The sequence below is a fragment of the Mycobacterium sp. PS03-16 genome (genome assembly GCF_004570325.1).
GTDB lineage: Bacteria > Actinomycetota > Actinomycetes > Mycobacteriales > Mycobacteriaceae > Mycobacterium.
The window spans coordinates 84,366-110,607 of sequence record NZ_SPQO01000003.1; the positions used below are offsets into that span (position 1 = coordinate 84,366).

Consider the following 26,242-nt stretch of genomic DNA (forward strand, 5'->3'; position numbering starts at 1 on the left):
GCAGTCGCAGAGTCGCGTGTTCGGGCGCTGATGCGTGCGAGTGTGTGTCTGCTCGCGCCAGGTTGAGGAGGCGTGGCGTGGGGGAGGGGAGTGGCCCTCACAACGAGAGAACCCCCGCGGGGCCGGAGCCCTGCGGGGGTTCTTTCGGTCGTGCTGACTCTTCCTAGTGGTGACCGTTGGAGCCGTTTCCGTGCCCGTTGGCCGAGCCGTTGCCGTGTCCGTTGGTCGACCCGTTGGTGCCCTGCCGCTCGCGCAGCGCGGTGAGCGCCCGGCGGTGCGAGGCGTGTGCGGCCTCGGTGATCGCCTCGTGCTCGACGGCCGGGTCGGCCCGCATGAAGCTGCCGGTGCCGGGGGCGCCGCTGGATCCCAGCTTGTTCATCCGCTTGGGCAGCGGAGCGCCCTGGTACTCCAGCGGGATCGGATGCCCGTGGTCGTCGACCGGGCCGAGCGGCTGGTGCAGCTCAATGTAGGCACCGTGTGGCAGCCGCTTGATGATGCCGGTCTCGATGCCGTGCTCGAGCACCTCGCGGTCGCTGCGCTGCAGCGCGATCGCCCAGCGGTAGGCCACGAAGTACACGATCGCGGGCAGCACCACCATGCCGATGCGGCCGATCCACGTCGTCGCGTTCAGCGAGATGTGGAACTTCAGCGCGATGATGTCGTTCATGCAGGCGAACGTCAGCAGGATGTAGAACGAGATCGCCATCGCGCCGATCGCGGTGCGCACCGGGGCGTCACGCGGACGCTGCAGCAGGTTGTGGTGCGCATCGTCGCCCGTGAGCTTCTTCTCGAGGAACGGATAGACGGTGAGCAGGCCGAGGATCAGCCCCATCAGCACCGCGATCCACACCGGCTGCGGGATCGTGTAGTTGCCGATGTAGAACTCCCACGCCGGCCACAACCGGATCAGGCCGTCCGTCCACATCATGTAGAAGTCGGGCTGGCTACCCGCCGACACCTGAGACGGTTTGTAGGGACCCAGGTTCCAGATCGGGTTGATCTGCAGCAGGCCGCCCATCAGGCCGAGGATGCCGACCGTCAGCGCGAAGAACGCGCCCGACTTCACCGCGAACACCGGCATGACGCGCACGCCGACGACGTTCTTCTCGGTGCGGCCGGGGCCGGGGAACTGGGTGTGCTTCTGGAACCACACCAGCGCCAGGTGCGCGGCGATCAGCGCGAGCATAATGCCCGGGATCAGCAGGATGTGCAGCGCGTAGAGCCGCGGGATGATGATCGTGCCCGGGAAGTCACCGCCGAACAGCGCCCAGTGCATCCAGGTGCCGACCACTGGGATGCCCATCGTGATACCGGACAGGGCGGCGCGCAGGCCGGTGCCGGACAGCAGGTCGTCGGGCAGCGAGTAGCCGAAGAAGCCCTCGAACATCGCCAGGATCAACAGCAGCGAGCCGATGACCCAGTTGGCCTCGCGGGGCCGGCGGAACGCGCCGGTGAAGAAGATGCGGGCCAGGTGCACCATGATCGACGCGGCGAACAGCAGCGCCGCCCAGTGGTGGACCTGCCGGACGAACAGGCCGCCGCGCACCTCGAAGCTGATGTCCAGCGCCGTCTCGTACGCCCGCGACATGCCGACACCGCGCAACGGCTGGTAGACGCCGTCGTAGACGACGTGCGCCATCGACGGGTCGAAGAACAGCGTGAGCCAGACGCCGGTGATCAGCAGCACGATGAAGCTGTACAGCGCGATCTCACCCAGCAGGAACGACCAGTGGGTGGGGAACACCTTGTTGAGCTGCCGGCGTACCGCTGCCGACGGGTGGTAACGCGAGTCCATCGCGTCGCCCTGGGCCGCTAGCCGGGCGGCCACTTTGCTTGGTGCACTCATGTTGTCTTCCGTTCCCAGAATGCCGGCCCAACGGGTTCGATGAAGTCGCCGTTGGCGACCAGGTACCCGTCCTGGTCGATGGTGATGGGTAGCTGCGCGAGAGCGCGCGCAGCCGGACCGAATATGGGTTTCGCGAAGTGCAGCGCATCGAACTGCGACTGGTGGCAGGGGCAGAGGATGCGGTGGGTCTGCTGTTCGTAGAGTGACGACGGGCAGCCGAGGTGCGAGCAGATCTTCGTGTAGGCGAAGAACTCACCGAAGTTGAAGCTCTCCTGCCCCTTGCGCTTGACCACCTTGGCCATGTCGTTGGGCCGCAACCGGATGAGCATGACGGGGTTGCGCACGCCCATCAGGATCTCGGTGTTCTTGTGGCTCGACTCCACCGTGGTGCCGTCCCCGTCGGACTCGCGCCACGGGTAGACGGTCTCCATACCGCCGGCGTCGAGATCCTCGGGCCGCATCTTGGCGAACACCGCGCCGTGCCCGGTGTTGCCGGTCGCGCGGGCCAGGAAGATCGTCTCGCCCTCGAAGCGGGGGGTCCAGTGCGACGTCCACAGCACCGCCTTGGGGCCGTCGGCGGTCGGTACCACCGGCTTCCACGGGTTCTTGATCAGACCGCCGAGGAACGCCACCGCGGTGCCCAGCCCGAACGCGCCGAGGCCGACCCCGAGTGACAGGCCGATCATCTTGCGGCGTTTGACCGTCGAACCTTCGAGCGCATCGGTGAGGTTCGCGACGATGGTCTTGCGCTGGATCTCGGGGGAGCGGCCGTCGTGCCGGTCCTGGATCGAGATCTCCTCGGGGATGAACCGCTTCTGGTACAGCACCGCGCCGATGCCGATGGACAGGATGGACAACCCGAAGAACAGCCCGTACAGCGGCGTCGCCAGGGAGTACCAGAACTCGCCCTCGGAGCCGTAGGGCTGGTACTCCCACGGCCAGAACAGGAACACCACCAGCAGCACCAGACCCGAGATGCCGCCGAAGAGCAGCCAGCTGGCCACCCCGCGCTCGGCCCGCTTCTCGGCGCGCGTGCCCGACACCGGCCACCGCGGCTCCTTGAAGACCGTCTCGACGCCGTCCATCCGGCCGCCGAGTTCGACCAGTTCCTCGCGCGTCATCGCGGCGAGTTCGGCGTCGGTCGGCTGCCCGGGCACACCGGCGTGACCCGGTGCGTCGGTGCCCTTCGGCGCGTCGGTGGGATCGTCGGCCGCAGCGCGGCGCTCGTCGTCGCTCAGTTCGTCGTTCATCCGTTCGTCACTCATGCTCGTGCCCCGACCCACAGTGCCGCACCGACCACCGCCACGATGCCGATGATCCACGCCGCCATGCCCTCCGACGTCGGACCGAAACCGCCGAGGCCGTAGCCGCCGGGGCTCGGGGTCTCGTTGGACTCCCGGACGTAGGCGATGATGTCGCGCTTCTCCTCCGGCGAGAGCTGGCGGTCGGAGAACTTCGGCATGTTCTGCGGGCCGGTCAGCATCGCGGTGTAGATCTGCGCGGGCGAGGCGTCACCGAGGTCGGGCGCGTACTTGCCCGACGACAGCGCGCCACCCTTACCGGTGAAGTTGTGGCACGAGGCGCAGTTCAGGCGGAACAGGTCACCGCCGCGGGCGACGTTGTCGCCCACCAGCGACTGGGTGGCGATCTGGCCGTTCTCGTCGCGGGGCACCACCGGTCCGCCACCGTTGGCCTGCACGTAGGCGCCGAGCGCATCGATCTGCGACTCGTCGAAGTGCGCGGGCTTCTCCGGCGCCTGGGCCTCGCCGCGCATCGCGGGCATCCGGCCGGTCGAGACCTGGAAGTAGACCGCGGCCTCGCCGGTGCCGATGAGGCTGGGACCGCGATCGGCCACCCCCTGCAGGTTCACGCCGTGGCAGGTCACACAGGAGGTGTCGAACAGCTGCTTACCGGTGCGCAGCAGGGCGGAGTCCTCCTCCTGCGCGACGGCCACCTGCGGTGTGGGCGTCAACGTGGCGGCGACGCCGCCCGCGACGCCAAGTCCGATCAGCAGCAGCACCGCTGCCGACAGGCGCCTGCGGAACCGCCGGCGGGACTTGCTGGTCATCGAACCCCTTCTCATCGGCTGAGGATCCTGCGAGCTCATCGACGCCGAGCTCATCGGACGAAATAGATCACGGCGAACAGCGCGATCCACACGACGTCGACGAAGTGCCAGTAGTACGAGACGACGATCGCGGCGGTGGCCTGCGCGGGCGTGAACTTGCTCATCTTGGTGCGCGCGAGCAGGAACACGAACGCGACCAGACCGCCGATCACGTGCAGCCCGTGGAATCCCGTGGCCAGGTAGAACACCGACCCGTAGGCGCTGCCGGGGATCGTGGTGCCGTGCTCGACCAGGTGCAGGTACTCGTAGCCCTGACCGAGGACGAAGAACAGGCCCATCAGGAACGTGATGACGTACCACCGGCGCAGGCCGAAGACGTCACCGCGTTCGGCGGCGAACACACCCATCTGGCACGTGAACGACGAGGCGATCAGCACGAGCGTCACCGGCACGGCCAGCGCCAGGTTCAGCTCCGTGGGCGGCGGCGGCCATTCGCCGCCGGCCTGGGCGCGTGCGGTGAAGTACATCGCGAACAGCCCAGCAAAGAACATCAGCTCGCTGGAAAGCCATACGATGGTGCCGACACTGACCATGTTCGGCCTGTTCAGCGAATGCACGCGCGCGGTGATCGCGGTTCCCGAGGTCCCTACAGCACTCGTCACTCTTGAAGTATGACGCTTTGTAGTTGTTGAACTCCACCCGGGTCGCCTATTCGTCACATGTGTCGGCGACTGGCATTGGGAAGTCCCGCGCGTCGTGGGAACATCGGCGCGTGACTGATACTCCCACGTGGCCGACGATCCTGGGCCGGTTGACCACCGGCCACAACCTGGCGACCGGTCAGGCCGGTTGGGCGATGGACCAGATCATGACCGGTGCCGCCACCCCCGCGCAGATCGCCGGGTTCGCAGTCGCGATGAAACTCAAGCGGCCCACCCCCGCCGAGGTGACCGAACTGGCCGACGGGATGCTGCACCACGCGCGCCGGGTGCCCACCGATGAGATCGGCACCTCGACCGTCGACATCGTCGGCACCGGCGGCGACGGGTGCAACACCGTCAACCTGTCGACGATGGCGGCGATCGTGGTGGCGGCCAGCGGTGTGCCCGTGGTCAAACACGGCAACCGCGCGGCGTCGTCGCTGTCCGGTGGCGCCGACACCCTCGAGGCGCTCGGCGTCCGGATCGACCTCACCCCGGATCAGGTGGTACGCAGCGTCAAGGAGGTCGGCATCGGCTTCGCGTTCGCCCCGCACTTCCACCCGTCCTACCGGCATGCGTCGGTGGTCCGCCGGGAACTGGGGGTGCCGACGGTGTTCAACCTGCTGGGCCCGCTGACCAACCCGGCCGGTCCGCGCGCCGGGCTGATCGGCTGCGCCTGGGGGGACCTGGCCGAGGTGATGGCCGGCGTGTTCGCCTCCCGCGGGTCCAGCGCGCTGGTGGTGCACGGCGACGACGGCCTCGACGAACTCACCACGACCACCACCAGCACCATCTGGCGGGTGCAGGCGGGCACGGTCGAGCGGCTCACCTTCGACCCGGCGGCATTCGGGTTCAAGCGGGCCGAGCTGTCCGAGCTGGTGGGCGGCGACGCCGAACACAACGCGGCCGAGGCGCGGGCCGTGCTGGGCGGTGAGGCGGGTGCGGTGCGCGACGCCGTGGTGCTCAACGCGGCGGGCGCGATGGTCGCCCACGCCGGGCTAGCCAGCGACGCCAAATGGGTGCCGGCCTGGGAGGCCGGCCTGGCCCGTGCCGCCGAGGCGATCGACTCCGGGGCGGCCGAGCAGCTGCTCTCGCGTTGGGCGCGGTTCACCCAGAAGCTCTGACCCGAGGAATTCGGCGCTGCGCGGATGCGGGCCCGCCTGATTGACGGCCAGCCGCGCCGAGCGGGCGGCCTCCGCCCACGCCGCCCAGCGGCCCGCCGCGCCGATCGGTGTGGCGTAGCCGGGGTCGCAGCGCACGATGCGCACGCCCGGCGAGGCCAGCCACCGGGCGATGAGCGCGGTCTCCTCGACCAATGCGCCGCCCAGCGGCGCAGGCTCCGGCAGCACGGTCTGCGCGCCCGCGGTGATCGCGTCGACGACCGGCATCGGCGGTACTCCGCGCCGGGCGCACCCCGCGGCCGCCAGTTGGCCGTAGCGCACCACGGCCAGCTGCCAGCCGCCGCTGCCGTCCGGCCGGGCGGCGACGAGTTCGGTCTGCTCGGCCAGGGCCCGCAGGCGCTGCCCGCGCCACAGCACCTCGATCCCGGCGGCGGCGTGGTCGCGCAGCCGGGCGGCGGATTCGTAGCGATTGGCGGCGGCGAGTTCGGCGATGTGGTCGAGCACCGCGGCCAGCGCCGCGTGGTCGCGGCCCTCGATCAGGTCGGCCGCGCGCCCGGGGGCCGATGCGTAGGTGGCGGCGTCGATGTCGCGGGGCGCCGGGCAGGGGGACAGTTCGCGTTCCGGGCAGGCCGGGCCGTGGCGGGCCGACCGGCCCAGCCGCGTGGTGCAGGTGCGCACGCCGGTGAACCGGGCCAGCAGGTCGGCGGTCTCGACCGCGTCGGCGCGGGCGCGGAACGGCCCCACCGCCGAGCCGTGACGCGGCGCGCGCACCACCGAGAACCGGGGGAACGCCTCATCGGTCAGCACGATCCACCACCAGCGGTGCGGGAACTTCGACCGCCGGTTGTAGGGCGGGGCGTGGGCGGCCAGCAGCCGCAGCTCGCGGACCCCCGCCTCGAGGTCGTGCGCGCATTCGACGTGGTCGACGCCGGTGGCCAGCGACGCCATCTCCTTCATCCGCGTCCGCGGGTCGGCCCCGGTGAAGTACTGCCCGACGCGGCGGCGCAGGTCGACGGCCGTGCCCACGTAGAGCACCTCGCGACTGGGGCCGCGGAACAGGTACACCCCGGGCCGGTGCGGCAGGCCGTCGGCGAGCCGGCGGTTGCGCCGCTGCGCGGGGGTCACGTCGGGCAGGTAGGCCCGCAGGTCGGTGTAGGTCTGCACACCCTGGTTGCCGACGCGTTCGATCAGCCCGTGCAGCACGTCGACGGTGGCGCGGGCGTCGTCGAGGGCGCGGTGGGTGGGGGTGGTGGTCGCGTTGAACAGCTGGGCCAGCGCCGACAGCCGGACGCTGGGGGCCTCCTCGCGGGTCAGCACCCGCCGCGCGAGTTTGACCGTGCACAGCACCGGCGGCCGCGGCCAGGTCAGCTGACACTGCTCGGCGGCCGCGCGCAGGAACCCGATGTCGAAGCCGGCGTTGTGGGCCACCAGCACCGCGCCGCGGGAGAACTCCAAGAACGCGGGCAGCACCGACTCGATGCGGGGGGCGGCGCACACCATCGCGGTGGTGATGCCGGTGAGTGCGACGATCTGCGACGGGATGGACCGCCCCGGGTCGACCAGGGTGGCCAGCTCGCCGAGGACCGTGCCGCCGCGGACCTTGACGGCGCCGATCTCGGTGATCGCGTCGGGGTGATCCCCGCAGGCCCGGCCGCCGGTGGTCTCGAGATCGACCACCACGAACGTGGTCTCCCGCAGCGACACCGCCTCCATGTCGAAGGCCAGCTGCTCGACCTCGGCGGAACCGCGCTGACCCATGGGCCCAGACGGTAGGGACCGGCACCGACAGGACGGCGGTGCCACGCGGACGGCAGGGGCGTGTCGGTGGCCGCCGATACCGTGCGCACAACACCGATCGAGAGGACTGCAGATGGCCCACGCTCACCACCTCGGGGGCGCCGACCCGGACACCGGCGGCACGGTGATCATCGACTGTGACGACTGCGCGGTCCGCGGACCGGGGTGTCAGGACTGTGTCGTGAGTGTGCTGCTCGGGGTGCCCGAGACCTTGCTCGACGACGAACGCCGCGCCCTCGAAGCGCTGGCCGAAGCCGGTCTGGCGCCGCGATTGCGCCTCGTGCCGATTCACCGGCAAAGGGACACAGGAGTTGCCTGACGACACACGCGCGATCGCTGGGGAAGAAAAAGTGCCCTGACAGCTGTTAAATTCGGGTCTTCTGTTGGACAACGCCGATGCCGTTTCGTAACCTGTTTGAGACCTTAGAGCAGTTCGACGCGGCTCGTTACGCCAGTTGAAGGACGCAAATCTTGAGGCTCGTTCGCGCGCAGTGGGGCATCCGTGTGTTCAGGCGACCCGCCGTCGGTGCGATAACCGCGTTGGTCCTGATGTGCGGCACGCTCGCCGCCGGAGTGCAGGCCGATCCGGCAGACGATGCGCTGGCAAAGCTCAATGAGCTGTCCCGGCAGGCCGAGCAGACCACCGAGGCGATGCATTCGGCGCAGCTCGACCTCACCGACAAGCTGGCAGTACAGCAGGCCGCCGAGGCCAAGCACGCCGCCGACCTCGCCGCCGCCGATGCGGCCAAGGCGGAGCTGGCAACCTTTCAGGTCGCCGTGAACAAGGTCGCCGCGGCCGAGTACATGGGCGGCCGCGCGGACGGGATGAGCGCGATCCTCACCGCGGGCTCGCCGCAGCAGTTCATCGACAAGCTCTCCGTGCAGCGCGTGATGTCGGCCGAAATGACCGCGCGTATGAACGGCTTCCGCGACGTGACCGCGAAGGCCGCCGCCGCCGAACAGGCCTCCGCCCGGTCGGCCGCCGACGCCAAGACCGCCGCCGAGCAGGCCGCGCAGGTGCGTGCCGACCTCCAGAACAAGCAAAGCCGGCTGCAGACGCAGATCGCGGTGGTGAAATCGCAGTACGAGGCGCTGACCCCGAACCAGCGTGAGGCGCTCGCCGCGCTTCCGCCCGCCCCGCCCGTGCCGGCGCCGCCCGCCGCGGTGCCCCCGGCCAACGATCCCGGTGTGCTGGCCGCGCCTGCCCCGCCCGGCGCGATTCCTCCCGGTGACGTGGCTGCGCCGCCCGGTGGCGGCACCCGCGCCATCGCCGTGCAGGCCGCGCTGAGCCGCATCGGCTCCCCGTACTCGTGGGGCGGCTCCGGCCCCAACGCGTTCGACTGCTCCGGACTGGTGATGTGGGCATTCCAGCAGGAGGGCATCTCGCTGCCGCACTCCAGCCAGGCGCTGGCCCGCGGCGGCCAGCCCGTCTCCCGCGATCAGATGCAGCCCGGCGACCTGGTCACCTACTACTCCGACGCATCGCACGTGGGCATCTACATCGGCGACGGGATGATGGTGCACGCCTCGACGTACGGCACCCCGGTGCGCGTCGCCCCGGTCGACAACGCGCCGATCCACAACGTGCGGCGCTATTAGGCGGTTCGTCCTCGCACTGTTGATCGCGGAGTTCGTCTTCGCGGTCCTGCTTCTGGACCGGCCGACCGCACCCGCAGCCCCGCCCGTCGCGGCGGACGTGCCCGCGGCGCCCGCGTCCAGCCCGGCGGTCACCACCGCCACCCGGCTACCCGACGGGCGCACCGCGCAGCTCATCCCGTTGGGCGGTGCGCGCAGCACGCCGGTGCTCGAGCGCATCGCCGCCGAACTGCCCGGCGCCGCGGATGCGATCACCCGGTTCTGGGGTCCGGACTGGCGGCGCGACCTCGTCATCGTCGCGACCGGCAGCGACGCCCAGTTCACCGCGCTGGCCGGTGGTGGCGCCGACATCGCCGCCGCCACCACCTCCGACCGCGTCGTGTTCGCCCCCGGCGCCGCCGGGATGACCGACGCCGCACTGCGCATCGTCGTGCGCCACGAACTGTTCCACCACGCCACCCGGCAGGTCACCGCCGCCGACGCGCCGCGCTGGCTGACCGAAGGCGTGGCCGACTACGTCGCCCGGCCCCGCGCCGCGGCGCCCGCGCCCGAGCTGCTGACCGCCCTGCCCACCGACGCCGACCTCGACACCGCGGGCGCCACCCGGTCCGCCGCCTACGACCGGGCCTGGTGGTTCGCCACGTACGTCGCCGACCGCTACGGCCCCCAGCAGCTGCGGGCGCTCTACGTGCGGGCCTGCGGACCGGGACACCCGGACCCGGCGACCGCGATCCGCGAGGTGCTGGGGCTCGGCGTCGACGAGGTGCTGGGCGAATGGCAGCGGTGGCCGGCGCGCTAGCCTGAGCGGCGATGTCCCGGGTTCTGCTCGTCACCAACGACTTCCCGCCGCGGCCGGGCGGCATCCAGTCCTACCTCGAGGCGTTCGTCGGTCAGCTGGTCACCGCCGCCGACCACGAGGTCACCGTCTACGCACCGGCGTGGAAGGGGGCCGACGCGTACGACCGGGCCGCAGCGTTCGAGGTGGTGCGCCACCCGGGCACGCTCATGGTGCCGGAGCCGTTGGTGACCCGCCGAATGCAGGGCCTGATCGGGCACCGCGACATCGACACCGTGTGGTTCGGTGCCGCGGCGCCGCTGGCCCTGCTCAGCCCGCTGGCCCGCCGCGCCGGCGCCGCACGGACCATCGCCAGCACCCACGGTCACGAGGTGGGGTGGTCGATGCTGCCGGTGGCGCGCACGGCGTTGCGCCGCATCGGCGACGACACCGACGCCGTGACGTTCGTCAGCCGCTACACCCGCGGCCGGTTCGCGTCCGCGTTCGGGCCACGGGCGGCGCTCGAGCATCTGCCGCCCGGCGTGGACACCGGCCGGTTCGCCCCCGACGCCGCGGCCCGCGTGCAGCTGCGCGACCGCTACGGGCTGGGGGAGCGGCCGGTGGTGGTGTGCCTGTCGCGGCTGGTGCCGCGCAAAGGCCAGGACGTGCTGATCCGGGCGATGCCCGAGATCTGCCGCCGCGTGCCCGGCGCCGCGCTGGTCATCGTCGGCGGCGGCCCCTATCGCGACACGCTGCAGCTCCTGGCGCACCGCCACGGGGTCGCCGACGACGTGCGTTTCACCGGTGGCGTTCCCGGCGCCGAGTTGCCCGCCCACCACGCGATGGCCGACGTGTTCGCGATGCCGTGCCGCACCCGCGGCGCCGGATTGGACGTCGAGGGCCTGGGCATCGTCTACCTGGAGGCGTCCGCCGCCGGGGTGCCCGTGGTGGCCGGCCGCTCCGGCGGTGCGCCGGAGACCGTCCGCGAGGGCGAGACCGGCACGGTGGTCGACGGCACCGACGTCGAGGCCGTCGCCACCGCGGTCGCCGAGCTGCTCGGCGACCCCGACCGCGCGGCGGCGATGGGCGCGGCCGGCCGGCGCTGGACGGTCGACAACTGGCAGTGGCCGACCCGCGCCGCCCGGCTGGCCGAGCTGCTTCAGGCGGTGTAGAGCGCCTCGATGTCGGCGGCGAACTTCTCGGCGACCACCTTGCGCTTCACCTTCATCGTCGGGGTGAGTTCGCCGGTGTCCTCGGTGAAGTCGACGGGCAGGATCCGGAACTTGCGGATCGCCTCCGCCTTCGACACCGCCTGATTGGCCTCCTTGACCGCGGTGTCGATCTCGGCGAGCAGGTCGGGGTCGGTGGCCAGGTCGCCGACCGACGCCCCGCTGTCCTTGCCGTTGCGTTCCTTCCAGCCGTCGAACGCCTCGGGGTCGATCGTGATCAGCGCGGCGACGAACGGTCGGGCATCGCCGACCGCCATCGCCTGGCTGATCAGCGGATGCGCCCGCAGCTGGTCCTCCATGATCGCCGGGGCGACGTTCTTGCCGCCGGCGGTCACGATGATCTCCTTCTTGCGGCCGATGATCGTCAGGAAGCCGTCGTCGTCGATCGCGCCCAGGTCGCCGGTGTGGAACCAGCCCTCGGTGAAGACCTTGTCGGTCTCCTCCGGATTGCGCCAGTACCCGCTGAACACCACACCGCCCCGGACCAGCAGCTCGTCGTCCTCACCGAGCCGCATGCTGTTGCCGGGCACCAGCTTGCCCACCGAACCGATCTTGAGGTCGCCGACCCGGTTGACCGTGATCGCGGCGCTGGTCTCGGTCAGCCCGTAGCCCTCGTAGATCGTCAGCCCCACCCCGCGGTAGAAGTGGCCGAGCCGCGCGCCCAGCGGGGCGCCGCCGGAGATCGCGGCCCGGCAGTCGCCGCCGAGCGCGGCCCGCAGCTTGCCGTAGACCAGCTTGTCGAACAGCGCGTGCTTGGCGCGCAGCACCAGGCCGGCCCCGCCGGTGTCGAGGGCCTTGCTGTAGTCGATCGCCGTCGCGGCGGCGATGTCGAAGATGCGGCCCTTGCCGTCGTTGCGGGCGTTCTGTTCGGCGGTGTTGTAGACCTTCTCGAACACCCGGGGCACCGAGACCACCAGCGTCGGCTTGAACACCCCGAACATCGGCACCAGGTTCTTGATGTCGCTGGTGAAGCCGAGCGTGACCTTGTTGGCGAACGCCGCGATCGTGATGGCCCGGGCCAGCACGTGAGCCAGCGGTAAGAACACCAGCATGCGCTCGCCCTTGTCGAGCTGGGTGGAAAAGCAGCTCTTGGCGCCGCGGATCTCGTAGACCAGGTTGGCATGGGTGAGCTGGCAGCCCTTCGGCCGCCCGGTGGTGCCGGAGGTGTAGATCATGGTGGCCGGTTCGGCCGAGCGGATCCCGGCCAGCCGGGCGTCGAGTTCGGCCCGGTCGACCGACCGGCCGGCCTCGGCCAGCGCCTCGAGGGCCGGAGTGCCTGCGCCGTCGATCCGCAGCACGGCGCGCAGATCGGGCAACTCACCGCGCAGTTGCTCGATCTTGTCGGCGTGGCCGTCGTTCTCCGCGATGACCACCACCGCGCCCGAGTCGGCGAGCACGAATCGCACCTGTTCGGCCGAGGACGTCTCGTAGATCGGGACGGTCAGCGCACCGGCCGCCAGGATCGCGAAGTCCAGGATCGGCCACTCGTAACGGGTCGAGGACAGCAGCGCGACCCGGTCGCCGGGCTGCACGCCCAACGCGATCAAACCCGATGCCGCCGAACGAATCTGGGCGGCCGCCTCGGCACACGTCACATCGGTCCAGGAGCCGTCGACGAGCCGGCGGAAGATGACGTGGTCAGGATCGTCGCGCTCGTGGTCGAATACGGAGCTCACGACGGTGTCGGACTCGCCGACGGTGAACGACGCGGGCACGCTGAACTCGCGCATGGTCCTGGCCTCCCGGTTGCGGTGGTGGTGGCTTCGGTCACAACAGCGTAGTCGGCCGCCACGCGGCCGCTGCCGCTCATGTGTGAAGCTAGGCGGCGATGAACAGCATCCAGATCGCCGACGAGACCTTCGTCGCCGCCGACCCCGCCGACGTGGGGCGGGCCGTCGCCGACCCGGCGAACTGGCGGCGGTGGTGGCCGGATCTGCGCCTGGCCGTGGTGGAGGACCGCGGGCCCGTCGGCCACCGCTGGACGGTCACCGGGGCGCTGACCGGCACCATGGAGGTCTGGCTGGAGCCGTCGCTGGACGGGGTGATCCTGCACTACTTCCTGCACGCCGAACCGTCGGGCGCGGCCGCCTGGCAGCTGGCCAGGATGAACCTGGCCACGATGAACCACCAGCGCCGGGTGGCGGGCAAACGGATGGCGTTCGAGCTCAAAGCGACCCTGGAGGCCGACCGGCCGGTGGGGGTGTCCCGCCTCGCCTCGAGGGGGATTGACTCGCCGCGGTGCGGGTAGATTCCCTGCTTGAGGAGGACGATCACGTGGCGGACAAGACTGCGCAGACCATCTACATCGATGCCGATCCTGCGACGGTGATGGACGTCATCGCCGACATCGGGACCTACCCGGACTGGGTCAAGGAGTACCGGGAGACCGAGGTCCTCGAACTCGACGACTCCGGGAACCCCAAGACCGCGCGGTTGGTGCTCGATGCCGCCGTGCTCAAGGACACCATGGTGCTGGCCTACGAGTGGCCTGCCGACCGGAACTCGGTGACGTGGACGTTGGTGTCGAGCTCGCTGCTCAAATCGCTTGAGGGCGCATACCGATTGTCTCCCAAGGGTTCTGGAACCGACGTCACCTACGAGCTGGCGGTCGACCTGATGATCCCGATGATCGGGCTGCTCAAGCGCAAGGCCGAACGCCGGCTCACCGAGACCGCGCTCAAGGATTTGAAGAAACGGGTCGAGGCTGAGTGACTGCCAGTGGTGCTGCGGCCCGGATCAGTCTGTTCGTCGGTAAGGGCGGGGTAGGGAAGTCCACGCTGGCGACGGCGACGGCTGTCCGGGAGGCGCAGGCCGGCCGCCGGGTTCTCATCATGTCGACCGACCAGGCGCACTCGACCGGCGACGTGCTGGGCTGCAGCGTCGTCCCGACGGGGCGCCGCGAACCCACCCGCGTACTCGCCGATCTGGAGATCGGCACACCCGGGGCCGGCGGTTCGCTCGACGCGCTGGCGCTCGACACGCTCGCGTTGCTCGCCGAACAGTGGGCCGCCGTCGCCGGACCCGTCGCGGCGCGCTTCCCGGAGTCCGACCTCGGCGACGTTGCGCCGGAAGAACTCTCGGCGCTGCCCGGTATCCAGGAGGTGCTCGGGCTGCACGAGGTCGCCGAGCTGGCCGCCAGTGGGCAGTGGGACCACGTGGTGGTCGACTGCGCCTCCACCGCCGACGCACTGCGGATGCTGACGCTGCCCGCGACGTTCGCGCTGTACCTCGAGCGGGCCTGGCCGCGGCACCGGCGGCTGTCGCGTCCCGGTGACGACGCGGCGGCCTCGGCGATGGTCGAACTCGTCGAGCGGGTTGCGCTGGCCACCGAGGCGCTGACCGCGCTGCTCACCGACGCCTCCCGGGTCAGCGCCCACCTGGTGCTCACCGCCGAGCGGGTGGTGGCCGCCGAAGCCGCCCGCACCCTGGGCTCGCTGGCGCTGATGGGGGTGCGCGTCGACGAACTGATCGTCAACCAGGTCCTCCTGCAGGACGACTCGTTCGAGTACCGCAACCTGCCGGAGCATCCGGCGTTCGACTGGTATGCCGCCCGGATCGCCGAGCAGCAGGCCGTGCTCGACCACCTCGACGGGGTGATCGGCGACGTGGCGCTGGTGTTGGTGCCGCACCTGCCCGGTGAGCCGATCGGGCCCAAGGCGCTCGCCGAACTCGTGGCGGCGGCCCGCAGGCGCGACGGGTCCGCCCCACCGGGTCCGCTGCGCCCGGTGGTCGACCGGGAGTCGGGAACGGGGCTCGAAGCGGTGTACCGGTTGCGGCTACAGTTGCCTCAGGTCGACTCGGGTGAACTCACATTGGGCCGAGTCGACGACGATCTGATCATCGGCGCGGGCGGTATGCGGCGCCGGGTCCGGCTGGCGTCCGTGTTGCGCAGATGCATCGTCACCGACGCGGCGCTGCGGGGCAGCGAGCTGACCGTGCGTTTTCGACCGAATCCGGAGGTGTGGCCGGCGTGACGGAGGCTCATCCCGACCTCGGACCCGAACTGCGCGCGCTCGCGCAGGCGGTGCTCGACCGCCTCGACCCGGCCATTCGCTTCGCCGCGGCCCGCGCGGCGGGCACCCGGGACCAGCCCGGCAGCTGCCAGCAGGTGTGGTGCCCGGTCTGCGCGCTGGCCGCGCTGATCAGCGGCGAGCAGCATCCACTGCTCGACGTGGTGGCCGAGCACAGCGTTGCGCTGCTGACCGTCCTGCGCGCCATGGTCGACGACATCGACCGGTCACCACCGCCCACGCCGCCGTCCGGGGGGCCGCCGCCATCCGGCGAACCACCTCCGGAACCGCCCGCCGGGCCCGGCCGCTATCAGCACATCCCGGTGACCGTGCAGGAGTGAGCGTCGCTGCTGTGGTCGCCTCCACTGCCGCTGGGTAAGGTTGTCGCAAGGCACCGTCCGGTGCGCCGGATGCGGGAGGGTCCATGTGGTACTGGCTTTTCAAGTATGTCTTCATGGGTCCGTTGCTGTCGCTGCTCGGCCGGCCCAAAGTGCAAGGGCTGGAGAACCTTCCCCGCAGCGGCGCCGCGATCCTGGCCAGTAACCACCTCGCCGTCGCGGACAGCTTCTACCTGCCCCTGGTGGTCAGCCGGCGCATCACGTTCCTGGCCAAGGCGGAGTACTTCACCGGCACCGGCCTCAAGGGCTGGTTCAAGCGCTGGTTCTTCACCGTGGCCGGCCAGGTGCCGATCGACCGCACCGACGCCGACGCCGCGCGGGCCGCGCTGGTCACCGCCGAACGCATCCTCGCCGAGGGCAAGCTGCTCGGCATGTACCCCGAGGGCACCCGGTCGCCCGACGGCAAGCTCTACAAGGGCAAGACCGGCCTGGCCCGGCTGGCCCTCGAGACCGGCATGCCCGTCATCCCCGTCGCGATGATCGGCACCGACGTCGTCAACCCACCCGGCAGTAAGATGTGGCGCTTCGGCAAGGTCGAGGTGAAGTTCGGCAAGCCGATGGACTTCAGCCGCTTCGAGGGCCTGGCCGGTAACCGCTTCATCGAGCGCGCGGTGATCGACGAGGTGATGTACGAGCTGATGCGGCTGTCCGGGCAGGAGTACGTCGACCTCTACGCGGCCGACGTCAAGGACGGCACCGCCGTCGATCAGCCGGCCGCCCGGCTGCCCGAGGTCGCCGCCGGCTGAGGCGCCGCCGCCGGGGCACGGGTGTGCGTGGAGCGCGCCGCGACCGTCGCGGCGGCCGCGATGACCGCCAGAGCCCACCACACGTAGGACCCGCCCGCCACCTGCCGCCACAGCGCCGCCGACGTCTCGCGATGCGGCGTGAGCAGCATGATCGGCGACCACACCATCAGCGCGACCCCCGCGGCGCTGACCAGGCCCAGCAGCACGTGCCGGTGACGGTGGGCCAGGACCGCGGTGACCACCACGGTCGGTAGCGACCACACCCAGTGGTGCGACCACGACACCGGCGACACCACCAACCCGAACATCGCCACGCAGATCAGCGCCAGCACGGTCTCACCGGCCCGCAGCGCCCGCCGCGCCGCCCACGCCGTCAGCCCCAGCACCGCGAAGCTGAGGAGCACCCACACGACGAAGCGGACGTCCTCGCCGAGCCCGAGGCGGGCCAGCGCGCCGGCGATGTTCTGGTTGGTGTTGAGCGCGGCCGAGCCGATCCGGTCGGTGTTGCTGACCGTATGGGTCCAGTACTCCCACGAATCGCGCCACGCGAACACGAACCCGAGCAGCGTCAGCCCGACCACCGAGGCGGCCGCGGTCAGCAGCGCGCGCAGGTCCCGGCGCAGCAGGAAGTACAGCACGAACACCGCCGGGGTGAGTTTGAGCGCGATCGCCAGCCCGAGCAGCAGGCCACGCGGCCATGGGGTGCGCCGCGGCACGCAATCGGCGATCACCAGCGTCATCAGCACCACGTTGATCTGGCCGAAGTCGAAGTTGGCCTGGATCGGCTCGAGGTGCACGACGGCCACCGACACGATCGCCGCGGCCAGCCAGGTGCGCCGCAGCCACGCCGGCTGTGACGTCACCGACGTGCTGGGCCACACCTCGAGCCGGGTCAGCACGATCGCCATGGACACGACCAGCAGGACCAGCGTCACGATCGTGATGACCACGCTGGCCGCGGGCAGCGACATCCAGGCGAACGGGGCGAACACCACCGCCGCCAGCGGCGGGTAGGTGAACGGGAGGTCGAGTCCGCCCTGGGTGGCGAACATCGCGCCGTCGGCGTAGAGCGGGTCGCCGTCGAGCCAGGCCCGCCCGCCCATCCGGTACACGTCGATGTCGATGCGGTACGGGATGTGCCCGAGCAGCCGCCAGCCCGCCCAGCCGAGGGAGGCCAGGGTCAGCAGGCACAACAGCCGCCATGCGAGGGTTGGCGCCCAAGCAGGCGACCGCCGAGTACTCATGTCGCCGGACAGACTATCGGTGGGCCCGCGGCGCGTCGGGTGGTATCCCGGTGGCGGCGTACGCAGGTCGGCGTAAGTTTTCGACCGTGCACCTGACCCTGCAGCTGGACTTCCTGACCGTGGAACGCCTGCCGCTGCTGTGCTGCCTGGTCGCGTTCATCCTCACCTTCTTCGTGACCCGCACGATCGTGCGCTACATCCGCAGGCACGCCGACAGCGACGCCCCGCGCAAGTGGTGGCAGCCGCGCAACATCGCCGGCTCGGGCGGGACGCACATCCACCACGTCGTGATCGGGGTGATCCTGGTCATGGTCTCGGGCATCACCATGGTGACGCTGGCGGTCAACGGGGGAGTGCCGGAGTTCACCGCCGCCGCGATCCTGTTCGGCGTCGGGGCCGCGCTGGTGCTCGACGAGTTCGCGCTGATCCTGCACCTGTCCGATGTGTACTGGTCCGAGGACGGCCGCACGTCGGTCGACGCGGTGTTCGCCGCGGTCGCCGTCGCCGGATTGCTGATCCTCGGGTTCAATCCGCTGTCCTTCTTCGACATCGGCATCTGGCGCGACGACCACAGCCTGGCCGCCAGGGCCAGCGTGATCGCGCTGGCGGCGGCCACACTGCTGCTGGCCGTGGTGGTGCTGCTCAAGGGCAAGGTGTGGACCGGTCTGGTCGGCATGTTCATCACCCCGCTGCTGTTCATCGGCGCCATCCGGCTGTCGCGCCCGCACGCGCCCTGGGCACGCTGGCGCTACACCACACGGCCGCGCAAGATGCACCGGGCGCTCGAGCGGGAGCGGTGGCTGCGCCGGCCGGTGGTGCAGGCCAAGCTGTGGCTGCAGGACGCGGTGGCCGGGATGCCGAAGTTCCCCGACGACGCGAAGGTCGACGAACAGCTCGACCGGGAGATCCATGCGGCGCCGGCGCCCCAGAAGGCCGCCGAACCCCAGAGAGCAGCGGTGTGAGATGCGGTACTTCTACGACACCGAATTCATCGACGACGGCCGCACCATCGAGCTGATCTCGATCGGGGTGGCCGCCGAGGACGGGCGTGAGTACTACGCGGTGTCCACCGAGTTCGATCCCGAGCGGGCCGGCAGCTGGGTGCGCAGGCACGTGCTGCCGAAACTGCCGTCGCCGGCGGCCAAGGTGTGGCGGTCGCGGCGGCAGATCCGCACCGAACTCGAGGATTTCCTCGGCGTCGATGGCGACGATCCGATCGAGCTGTGGGCGTGGGTGGGCGCCTACGACCACGTGGTGCTGTGCCAACTCTGGGGGCCGATGACCGACCTGCCGCCGGCGATCCCGCGCTTCACCCGCGAACTTCGCCAGCTGTGGGAGGACCGCGGGTCGCCCCGGATGCCGCCCCGTCCGCGCGACGCGCACGATGCGCTGGTCGACGCCCGCCACAACATGCTGCGCTACCGGATCATGACCGGTACCCGCTGACGCGGGCTGGTTACCATGGTCGGGTGAACTGGACCGTCGACATCCCGATCGACCAGCTGCCGGATCTGCCGCCGCTGCCCGACGAGCTGCGCCACCGGCTCGACTCCGCGTTGGCCCGGCCGGCGGTCCAGCAGCCGAGTTGGGACCCCGAGGCCGCCAAGGCGATGCGCACGGTGCTGGAGAGCGTGCCGCCGGTGACGGTGCCGTCGGAGATCGAGCGCCTCAAGGGCCTGCTGGCCGATGTCGCCCGCGGCGAGGCGTTCCTGCTGCAGGGCGGCGACTGCGCCGAGACGTTCGTCGACAACACCGAACCCCACATCCGGGCCAACATCCGCGCGCTGCTGCAGATGGCGGTGGTGCTGACCTACGGCGCGAGCATGCCGGTGGTCAAGGTGGCCCGGATTGCGGGGCAGTACGCCAAACCGCGGTCGTCCGACATCGACGCGCTGGGGCTGAAGTCCTACCGCGGCGACATGATCAACGGCTTCGCCCCGGACGCCGACGCCCGTCAGCACGACCCGTCGCGGCTGGTGCGCGCCTACGCCAACGCCAGCGCCGCGATGAACCTGGTGCGCGCGCTGACGTCGTCGGGGATGGCGGCGCTGCAGGGCGTGCACGACTGGAACCGTGAATTCGTCCGCACCTCGCCGGCCGGCGCCCGCTACGAGGCGCTCGCGGGGGAGATCGACCGGGCGCTGACGTTCATGTCCGCCTGCGGCGTCGACGACCGCAACCTGCAGACCGCCGAGATCTTCGCCAGCCACGAGGCGCTGGTGCTCGACTACGAGCGCGCGATGCTGCGGCTGTCCAACGACTTCCCCGCCGAGGCGCCCGAGGCGCGCCTGTACGACCTGTCGGCGCACTACGTGTGGATCGGCGAGCGCACCCGTCAGCTCGACGGCGCCCACATCGCATTCGTCGAGACGATCGCCAACCCGATCGGCGTGAAGCTCGGCCCCACCACCACCCCGGAGCTGGCGGTCGAGTACGTCGAACGGCTCGACCCGCACAACCAGCCCGGCCGGCTGACCCTGGTCACCCGGATGGGCAACAACAAGGTGCGCGATCTGCTGCCGCCCATCATCGAGAAGGTGCAGGCCAGCGGCCACCAGGTGATCTGGCAGTGCGATCCGATGCACGGCAACACCCACGAGTCCTCCACCGGCTACAAGACCCGCCACTTCGACCGGGTCGTCGACGAGGTGCAGGGCTTCTTCGAGGTGCACCGCGCGCTGGGCACCCACCCCGGCGGGATCCACGTGGAGATCACCGGGGAGAACGTCACCGAATGTCTCGGTGGCGCACAGGACATCTCGGACAGCGATCTGGCGGGGCGTTACGAGACGGCGTGCGATCCGCGGCTGAACACCCAGCAGAGCCTGGAGTTGGCGTTCCTGGTCGCGGAGATGCTGCGCGACTGAGCGTTTCAGATCAGCGTGCTCAGGTTGCTGCCCAGCGTCCACGCGCCGGCGGCCAGCAGTCCGGTCAGCGTGAGCACCGCGATCAGCCAGAACAGCAGGGCCCGACGGGAACGCTGTCGCGCCCAGTAGAACTCGTCGATGTCCACGCCGGCGAACTGCCGCGCCACCGGAGGACGGTCGTCGGCGTCGCGGGTGAACACCCGGGTGTGCTGACGCGGGGGCGGCCCCGGCGCCGGGGGCGGCCCCGCTGGGGCCGGCGCGCCCGTCATGTCCGTGGTGGCCTGCTCGTGCGGCAGGTGGTTGCGGTAGAGCAGCGCCGAGGCGTGCTGGGCGGAGTTGCGCGGGGCGGGCACCCGGAACGGGGGCAGCCCGAGTTCGTCGACGATCTCGTCGAGTTCGGCCCCCATGTCGAGCGCATCGGCGTAGCGAGCGGCCGGGTCGCGCGCGGTGGCGCGCAGCACCAGCTCGTCGAATTCGGCTGGCACGCCGGTGATCACGGAGCTCGGCGGCTCCACGTCGTGGTCCATCCGCTGATACGCCACCGACAGCGCGCTGTCGCCGGTGAACGGAGTGACGCCGGTGAGCAGCTCGTAGGCGAGGATGCCGACCGAGTACACGTCGCTGCGTGGGCCCGCGTTGCCGGTGCCGACCTGCTCCGGCGACAGGTAGGCCGCGGTGCCGAGGATCACGCTGGTGGAGGTGATCTTCGCCTCCGCGACCGCACGGACCAGCCCGAAGTCGGCGATCTTGACCTCGCCGTCGTCGGAGATCAGCACGTTCTCGGGTTTGACGTCGCGGTGCACCAGCCCGGCCCGGTGCGCCACGGCGAGGCCGGACAGCACCGGCGCCAGCACGGCCGCGGCGGCGTGCGGGGGCATCGGACCGCGTTCGCGCAGCAGCTCCCGCAGCGTGCCGCCCTCGACCAGCTCCATCACCAGGAACGGGTACTGGCGGTCGACGCCCTGGTCGTAGACCGCGACCAGGCCGGGATCCTTGAGCCGCGCCACGGCTCGCGCCTCCCGCTGGAACCGGGTGAGGAACTGCTGGTCGCCGGAGTAGCGGGGGTCCATCACCTTCAGCGCGACGGGCCGGTCCAACCGCACGTCCAGACCGCGGTACACCGTCGACATGCCGCCGGTGGCGATCGGGGCGTCGACCCGGTAGCGGCCGTCCAGTACGGCGCCGACGAGCGGGTCGGACTGCTGGTAGGCCTCCACCGAACACATGTTACGAGCCGCCCCGGTGGCCCTAGACTCAGTGCGGTGAGCAGCATTCCGGCCGCCGACGACGTCCTCGACGCGGACGAACCCGTCTACGACCTGCCCGCGGTCGCCGATCTCCTCGGCATCGCCGTCACCCGTGTGCACCACCAGCTGCGCGAGGGCTATCTGGTGGCCGTGCGCCGGGACGGGAAGCTGGTGGTGCCCAGGATCTTCTTCGACAGCACCGGCCATGTCGTCAAACCGCTGCACGGTCTGCTGGTCGTGCTGCGCGACGGCGGCTACCGCGACAGCGAGATCGTGCGCTGGCTGTTCACCCCGGACCCGTCGCTGACCATCAGCCGGGACGGCAGCACCGAACGTCAGAGCAACGCCAGGCCGGTCGACGCCCTGCACTCGCACCAGGCCCGCGAGGTGCTGCGCCGGGCCCAGGCGATGGCCTACTGACCGACGGCCGCCGGCTCCGGCGCGCGGGCCAGCGAATACCACGCCGCCACAGCGCATCCCGCGGCCAGCAGCACGTGCACCCACGAGTACATGCCGTGGGCGCCGTCGGGTTTGAAGATCACCATGATCCAGGTCGAGAAGCCCGCGATCAGCGCGATGGCCGACCGGCTCTGGGCCAGCGCCGACAGCACGGCCAGCGGCCAGGTGTAGTACCACGGCAGCGCGGCGGGCACCAGCAGCACGAACACCCCCATCACCGCGGCGATGCCGACGAGCGCCTCGCGGTCGGTGTGCCGGAACCGCCACCACAGCAGGGGCAGTGAGATCGCGATGACGGCGATCCCGACGATGCGGGTGACGTCGATGACGGCGTAGAAGTTCACCGGCAGGAACAGCCCGCCGATCGCGTTGGTCAGGTTCGCCACCGCCGTGGGCAGGGTCAGCCAGTTGATGATCTTGACGTTTCCGGCCGCCAGCGCGTTCAGCCACCCCACCCCGACGCCGGCCACCCAGGACAGCACCGTGAACACCGCGGCGAAGATCACCAGCCCGGCGGCGGTGGCCGCCGCGAACGCCAGCGGGGGAGAGTAGCCGCGGCGTTCGCGGATCTGCCGCATCCAGATCCAGACCGTGAACGGCAGCGCCAGCCCGGCGGTCGCCTTGACCGCGACCGCCACCACGACCACGGACACGCCGGCCACCGGATGGCGGTCCAGCGTCAGCGCCAGGCCGGCCATCATCAGCCCCACCATCAGCATCTCGTTGTGGACGCCGCCCATCAGGTGGATGATCACCAGCGGGTTGAGCACGCAGATCCACAGCGCCGCGGCGCCGCTCGCGCCGACGTGGCGGGCCACCCGGGGCGCGGCCCAGATCAGCAGGAGCAGACCGGGCAGCATGCACAGCCGCAGCAGCATCGTGCCCGCCACCACGTTGTCGCCGATCACCATCGTGACGAACTTCGCCACCATGATGAAGGCGGGACCGTACGGGGCCGTCGTGGTGGTCCAGATCGGGCTGACGTCGTCGAGCAGGGGGTTCGGGTTGGCGATCGGGCCGACGGTGTACGGGTCGAACCCGTCGCGCAGCAGCGCCCCCTGGGCCAGGTAGGAATAGGTGTCGCGACTGAACACCGGCACGCTGAGCAGCAGCGGCGCCAGCCAGAAGCCGGTGGTCGCGATCATCGTGTACTCGGAGGCGGTGCGGTCGACCACCCGCCGGCCCAGCCAGAGCCAGGCGGTCAGCATCAGCGCCACGCCGCCCCACAGCAGGATCGACGACAGCACCAGACCGTGCCCGAACCGCAGCCATGACAGGTGCAGGGTCTCCAGCAGCGGATCGTGCTGCCGGGTGCTCCCGGCGCCGAGCCCGCCGACGGTGATCAGCGCCGCGCCCAACAAGCCCAGCAGCGCGGGCTTCGCCGCGGACGACGACGCGAACGCGATCAGGCGCGAGATGTGCGCGGCGGCCCCGGCTTTCGCGGTATCGGTGGGAACAGGTGTGGCCATCGATCAGGCGGACCGGTTGGCGGCCAATCTGGCGAGCTCGGTCAGCCCGGCCTTCGCCTGCGCATCGATGGGCGCCGCGGTGAGCATCTCCAGGGAGCGGCGGGTCAGCAGTTCGATGTGGTCCTCGACCGCGGCGAGCGCGCCGACCGATTCGATGGTCGTGCACAGCTCGCGCACCTGCGCCTCGGACAGGTCCGTGCCGATCGAGGTGCGCAACAGCTCGGCCGCCCGCGGGTCGGTCTTCTCGGCCAGTTCGACGGCTTCGGCGAGCAGTACCGTGCGCTTACCCGAGCGCAGGTCGTCCCCGGACGGCTTACCGGTCACCGCGGGATCGCCGAAGACGCCGAGCACGTCGTCGCGCAGCTGGAAAGCCACCCCGAGGTCGGTGCCGATCCGGTGGAAGATCTCCTGCACGTCCGGCCGGTCGGCGGCCGCGGCGGCGCCGAGCTGCAGCGGCCGCGACACCGTGTAGGACGCGGTCTTGTAGGTGTTGACGTTCATGGCCGAGGCCACTGTCTGCGCGCCGCTGGCCTCCGCGACGATGTCGAGGAACTGGCCGCCCAAGACCTCGGTGCGGATGTCGGCCCAGACTCGCTGGACGCGCCGATGGGCATCGACGGGCAGGTCGGCGGTGGCGACGATGTCGTCGGCCCAGACCAGCGAGAGGTCGCCTGCCAGAATCGCCGCGGACATGCCGAACTGCTCGGACGAGCCGTGCCACCCATGCTGGGCGTGACGGTCGGCGAACAACCGGTGCACGGTGGGCAGTCCACGCCGGGTGGCCGACGCGTCGATGACGTCGTCGTGCACCAGCGCGCAGGCATGCAGCAGCTCGAGCGCGGCGAACAGCCGCAGGACGCCGGGGTCGGCCGGATGGTCGGCCACCGCGCGCCACCCCCAGTAGGCGAACGCGGGACGCAGGCGCTTACCGCCGCGCAGCACGAACTCCTCGAGCGCAGCGGTGAGTTCGGCGTAGTCGGCGCCGATGTAGGCGGCGTCGCGGCGGCGGGCGGACAGATACTCCCGCAACTGATCGGTGACGGCGCCGGCCAGCTCGACTGCTGACGGTGCCGTGGCATCCACGCTCAGCGGGTGCCCCTTTCTTTCGCTGCTCTCGGCCCCCGAGGGATCCAAGGGTAGTGCCTGCCGGTGGCTCAGGTGTCGGCCGTGTGCGGTTCGCCGACCTTGGGGGAGCGGTCGCGGTTGTTCCAGGCCAGTCCACCGATAACGCCCGCAACGGCCAGGGTGGCGATCGTGATCCAGATCGCCGCGGTCATGAACGACCGCGCACTGGGGTCGGTGTAGCGGGCCTGGGCATTGAGGGTGGACACCACGCCCGGGCTGAGCTTCCACTCGACGACCTCGCCGCTGACCTGATCGCCGTTGGTCGAGGTCACTTCGCCGGGGAACGCGACGGACAGCGAGACGTCGGCCTCCGGATCGCTCAGCGAGGTGAGGTCGACGCGGCCCTCGAGGATCACCAGGTCGCCGGCCCGGCGGAGCGACAGGTCGACGCCTGCGGCGTCGCGGTTCATGTTGGCCAGCTGAGGCAGTTCGGCGAAGCTGAGGTCGGAGAACACCGCCTGGGAGCCGACGTAATCATCGCGGGTGTACTCCGAGACCGCGACCTTGGTGGCGAACGGCAGGTTGTTCTGCAGCTGCGGCCCCTTGTCCTCGGGACCGCGCGGTTTGGCGGCCGCGATGATCTGACCGGACACCCGGTCGTCGGGGGATACCGTGATCGAGGCCCTTATCCGCACGCAGCCGACGACCATCGGCACCATCAGCAGTAGGAGCACCCACGCGACCACGCGGGTTCGGTGTCGGCGGTCGGGCACGGGGTCATCGTGCCAGATGCGGCGCTACAGCGGCAGTGCGCGGCCCAGGATCGCGAAGGGGCGCGGATCCCCGGTGAAGTGGTAGCCGCGGATGACGTCGGTGAAGCCGAGCCTGCGGTAGAGCCGCCACGCCCGGTTGGCCTCGCCATTGATCTCGGGGGTGGAGAGCAGGACGTGGGTCTCGTCGCGCCCGGCGAGCAGCCGTCGGGCCAGCGCTTCCCCCAGCCCGCGGCCCTGCGCGTGCGGGGCGATGTGCAGTTCGGTCAGTTCGAAGTAGTCGTTCATCAGCTCGGTGATGCGGTGCTGGCCGGCGCCGACCCGCTGCAGGCCGGCGATCACCTGCTGGCGCCACCACTGGTCGGGGGCGCCGCAATAGCCGTAGGCGACGCCGAGCATCGGCGCGTCGTGCAGAGCGTCCGGCGTGTCGGGGCTCCCGGCGGGTGTCTCGACCGCCGCGACGGCCTTCCACCCGTGCCGCCGGGAGTGCTCGAGCCACATCGACGCGCGCTGCTCCTCGGTGCCGCGCGGATAGCGCATCGCGTCGACGTAGATGGCCAGGGCCTCGGCGAGGCGGCGCTGCATGTCGGTCGGCGACAGATCGATCAGATACGTCGCCAAGGCCTTGCCCTTCGTTCGGTGCGGTGCAGTCGGTTCGACACGTGGTGTGTCCATTATCGCCGCGACCGGCCGGTGTCCTTCGCAGGGCGGTGCAGGTCATACAATCGACCGACGAAGTAGGTGGTACGGGTCAGATCGACCTCGTATCATGACTGTTAGAGGCCCGTGAATGCGGGCACATACTTGTTTGAACGAACGGCCGCAGGCGGCAAG

Annotated in this window: 25 protein-coding genes and 1 pseudogene; 14 read left to right on the plus strand and 12 right to left on the minus strand. The window is 70.7% G+C overall.

Features of this window, described 5'->3' with window-relative positions:
* Positions 1-163 precede the first annotated feature (163 nt).
* The 4 genes from E4P42_RS03520 to E4P42_RS03535 are packed head-to-tail and all read right to left on the minus strand — an operon-like array spanning position 164 to position 4,576.
* On the minus strand, positions 164-1,846 hold the full coding sequence (locus E4P42_RS03520) for a cytochrome bc complex cytochrome b subunit (RefSeq protein ID WP_135123069.1): 1,683 nt from the start codon (positions 1,844-1,846) through the stop codon (positions 164-166).
* Positions 1,843-3,096 carry a ubiquinol-cytochrome c reductase iron-sulfur subunit gene (locus tag E4P42_RS03525; protein ID WP_371286980.1) on the minus strand — a complete coding sequence of 418 codons (1,254 nt, stop codon included), beginning with the start codon at positions 3,094-3,096 and terminating at the stop codon, positions 1,843-1,845. Before E4P42_RS03525 ends, E4P42_RS03520 begins: the two co-directional genes overlap by 4 nt.
* An 11-nt stretch (positions 3,097-3,107) precedes the next feature.
* The gene (locus E4P42_RS03530) at positions 3,108-3,929 is read right to left on the minus strand and encodes a c-type cytochrome (RefSeq protein WP_209305684.1); all 822 of its coding nucleotides are present in this window, start codon (positions 3,927-3,929) and stop codon (positions 3,108-3,110) included.
* Positions 3,930-3,964: 35 nt separating this feature from the next.
* Positions 3,965-4,576 (minus strand): heme-copper oxidase subunit III, encoded by a 612-nt coding sequence (locus E4P42_RS03535; RefSeq protein ID WP_135123073.1) that lies wholly within the window; start codon positions 4,574-4,576, stop codon positions 3,965-3,967.
* Positions 4,577-4,650: 74 nt separating this feature from the next.
* Here E4P42_RS03535 and trpD point away from each other — a divergent pair, with 74 nt between their 5' ends.
* Positions 4,651-5,739: an anthranilate phosphoribosyltransferase gene (gene trpD, locus E4P42_RS03540; RefSeq protein ID WP_245233882.1), complete on the plus strand. Its 1,089-nt coding sequence runs from the start codon at positions 4,651-4,653 to the stop codon at positions 5,737-5,739.
* On the opposite strand, the pseudogene E4P42_RS03545 reads toward trpD, so the two are convergent.
* Positions 5,677-7,494, minus strand: a pseudogene (locus tag E4P42_RS03545) (DEDD exonuclease domain-containing protein); the annotation flags it as partial. The gene trpD and the pseudogene E4P42_RS03545 sit on opposite strands and share 63 nt — an antisense overlap.
* 112 nt (positions 7,495-7,606) lie before the next feature.
* Here E4P42_RS03545 and E4P42_RS03550 point away from each other — a divergent pair.
* The 4 genes from E4P42_RS03550 (at position 7,607) to E4P42_RS03565 (ending at position 11,076) form a co-directional block, all read left to right on the plus strand.
* Positions 7,607-7,852, plus strand: coding sequence for a hypothetical protein (locus tag E4P42_RS03550; protein ID WP_135123077.1), 246 nt, complete (start codon positions 7,607-7,609; stop codon positions 7,850-7,852).
* A gap of 152 nt (positions 7,853-8,004) precedes the next feature.
* Positions 8,005-9,132, plus strand: coding sequence for a peptidoglycan hydrolase RipC (gene ripC, locus E4P42_RS03555; RefSeq protein WP_167759340.1), 1,128 nt, complete (start codon positions 8,005-8,007; stop codon positions 9,130-9,132).
* Positions 9,133-9,148: 16 nt separating this feature from the next.
* Positions 9,149-9,928, plus strand: a complete 780-nt coding sequence (locus E4P42_RS03560) for a peptidase (protein ID WP_371286981.1) — start codon at positions 9,149-9,151, stop codon at positions 9,926-9,928.
* Between the two features lie 11 nt (positions 9,929-9,939).
* On the plus strand, positions 9,940-11,076 hold the full coding sequence (locus E4P42_RS03565) for a glycosyltransferase family 4 protein (RefSeq protein ID WP_135123083.1): 1,137 nt from the start codon (positions 9,940-9,942) through the stop codon (positions 11,074-11,076).
* Here E4P42_RS03565 and E4P42_RS03570 read toward each other — a convergent pair.
* Complete coding sequence (locus E4P42_RS03570) at positions 11,064-12,863, minus strand: long-chain fatty acid--CoA ligase (RefSeq protein WP_135123085.1); 1,800 nt, start codon at positions 12,861-12,863, stop codon at positions 11,064-11,066. The genes E4P42_RS03565 and E4P42_RS03570 overlap by 13 nt on opposite strands.
* A gap of 98 nt (positions 12,864-12,961) precedes the next feature.
* Between E4P42_RS03570 and E4P42_RS03575 the strand changes: the two genes are divergently transcribed.
* The 5 genes from E4P42_RS03575 (at position 12,962) to E4P42_RS03595 (ending at position 16,287) form a co-directional block, all read left to right on the plus strand.
* Positions 12,962-13,381 (plus strand): polyketide cyclase / dehydrase and lipid transport, encoded by a 420-nt coding sequence (locus tag E4P42_RS03575; RefSeq protein ID WP_135123087.1) that lies wholly within the window; start codon positions 12,962-12,964, stop codon positions 13,379-13,381.
* Between the two features lie 26 nt (positions 13,382-13,407).
* Positions 13,408-13,845: an SRPBCC family protein gene (locus tag E4P42_RS03580; RefSeq protein ID WP_135123089.1), complete on the plus strand. Its 438-nt coding sequence runs from the start codon at positions 13,408-13,410 to the stop codon at positions 13,843-13,845.
* Positions 13,842-15,107 carry an ArsA family ATPase gene (locus E4P42_RS03585; RefSeq protein WP_135123091.1) on the plus strand — a complete coding sequence of 422 codons (1,266 nt, stop codon included), beginning with the start codon at positions 13,842-13,844 and terminating at the stop codon, positions 15,105-15,107. The genes E4P42_RS03580 and E4P42_RS03585 overlap by 4 nt, the downstream gene beginning before the upstream one ends.
* Positions 15,104-15,484, plus strand: coding sequence for a hypothetical protein (locus E4P42_RS03590; protein ID WP_135123093.1), 381 nt, complete (start codon positions 15,104-15,106; stop codon positions 15,482-15,484). The genes E4P42_RS03585 and E4P42_RS03590 overlap by 4 nt, the downstream gene beginning before the upstream one ends.
* A gap of 83 nt (positions 15,485-15,567) precedes the next feature.
* A complete protein-coding gene (locus tag E4P42_RS03595) occupies positions 15,568-16,287 on the plus strand; it encodes a 1-acyl-sn-glycerol-3-phosphate acyltransferase (protein ID WP_135123095.1) in 720 nt (239 codons plus the stop codon).
* Here E4P42_RS03595 and E4P42_RS03600 read toward each other — a convergent pair.
* Positions 16,248-17,531 (minus strand): glycosyltransferase 87 family protein, encoded by a 1,284-nt coding sequence (locus E4P42_RS03600; protein ID WP_135123097.1) that lies wholly within the window; start codon positions 17,529-17,531, stop codon positions 16,248-16,250. The two genes, E4P42_RS03595 and E4P42_RS03600, sit on opposite strands and share 40 nt — an antisense overlap.
* A gap of 86 nt (positions 17,532-17,617) precedes the next feature.
* On the opposite strand from E4P42_RS03600, the gene E4P42_RS03605 reads away from it, so the two are divergent.
* The 3 genes from E4P42_RS03605 to E4P42_RS03615 are packed head-to-tail and all read left to right on the plus strand — an operon-like array spanning position 17,618 to position 20,398.
* Complete coding sequence (locus E4P42_RS03605) at positions 17,618-18,493, plus strand: hypothetical protein (RefSeq protein ID WP_135123099.1); 876 nt, start codon at positions 17,618-17,620, stop codon at positions 18,491-18,493.
* A gap of 1 nt (position 18,494) precedes the next feature.
* Positions 18,495-18,977, plus strand: a complete 483-nt coding sequence (locus E4P42_RS03610; protein WP_135123101.1) for a polyadenylate-specific 3'-exoribonuclease AS — start codon at positions 18,495-18,497, stop codon at positions 18,975-18,977.
* Positions 18,978-19,000: 23 nt separating this feature from the next.
* Positions 19,001-20,398, plus strand: coding sequence for a class II 3-deoxy-7-phosphoheptulonate synthase (locus E4P42_RS03615; RefSeq protein ID WP_135123103.1), 1,398 nt, complete (start codon positions 19,001-19,003; stop codon positions 20,396-20,398).
* Positions 20,399-20,403: 5 nt separating this feature from the next.
* Here the strand turns inward: E4P42_RS03615 and E4P42_RS03620 are convergent, their stop codons facing one another.
* On the minus strand, positions 20,404-21,624 hold the full coding sequence (locus E4P42_RS03620) for a protein kinase (protein ID WP_135123105.1): 1,221 nt from the start codon (positions 21,622-21,624) through the stop codon (positions 20,404-20,406).
* Between the two features lie 36 nt (positions 21,625-21,660).
* On the opposite strand from E4P42_RS03620, the gene E4P42_RS03625 reads away from it, so the two are divergent.
* Positions 21,661-22,065, plus strand: coding sequence for an Rv2175c family DNA-binding protein (locus E4P42_RS03625; RefSeq protein ID WP_135123107.1), 405 nt, complete (start codon positions 21,661-21,663; stop codon positions 22,063-22,065).
* On the opposite strand, the gene E4P42_RS03630 is transcribed toward E4P42_RS03625, so the two are convergent.
* From E4P42_RS03630 to E4P42_RS03645, 4 genes are all read right to left on the minus strand, one after another.
* Entirely contained in the window at positions 22,059-23,573 is a 1,515-nt protein-coding gene (locus E4P42_RS03630; RefSeq protein WP_135123109.1) for an alpha-(1->6)-mannopyranosyltransferase A, read from the minus strand. The genes E4P42_RS03625 and E4P42_RS03630 overlap by 7 nt on opposite strands.
* Before the next feature lie 3 nt (positions 23,574-23,576).
* Complete coding sequence (gene idsA2, locus E4P42_RS03635) at positions 23,577-24,656, minus strand: bifunctional (2E,6E)-farnesyl/geranyl diphosphate synthase (RefSeq protein WP_135123111.1); 1,080 nt, start codon at positions 24,654-24,656, stop codon at positions 23,577-23,579.
* 71 nt (positions 24,657-24,727) lie between these two features.
* Positions 24,728-25,357, minus strand: a complete 630-nt coding sequence (locus E4P42_RS03640) for a DUF3153 domain-containing protein (RefSeq protein WP_135123433.1) — start codon at positions 25,355-25,357, stop codon at positions 24,728-24,730.
* A gap of 78 nt (positions 25,358-25,435) precedes the next feature.
* Positions 25,436-26,029, minus strand: coding sequence for an N-acetyltransferase (locus tag E4P42_RS03645; protein WP_167759342.1), 594 nt, complete (start codon positions 26,027-26,029; stop codon positions 25,436-25,438).
* Positions 26,030-26,242: the final 213 nt, after the last annotated feature.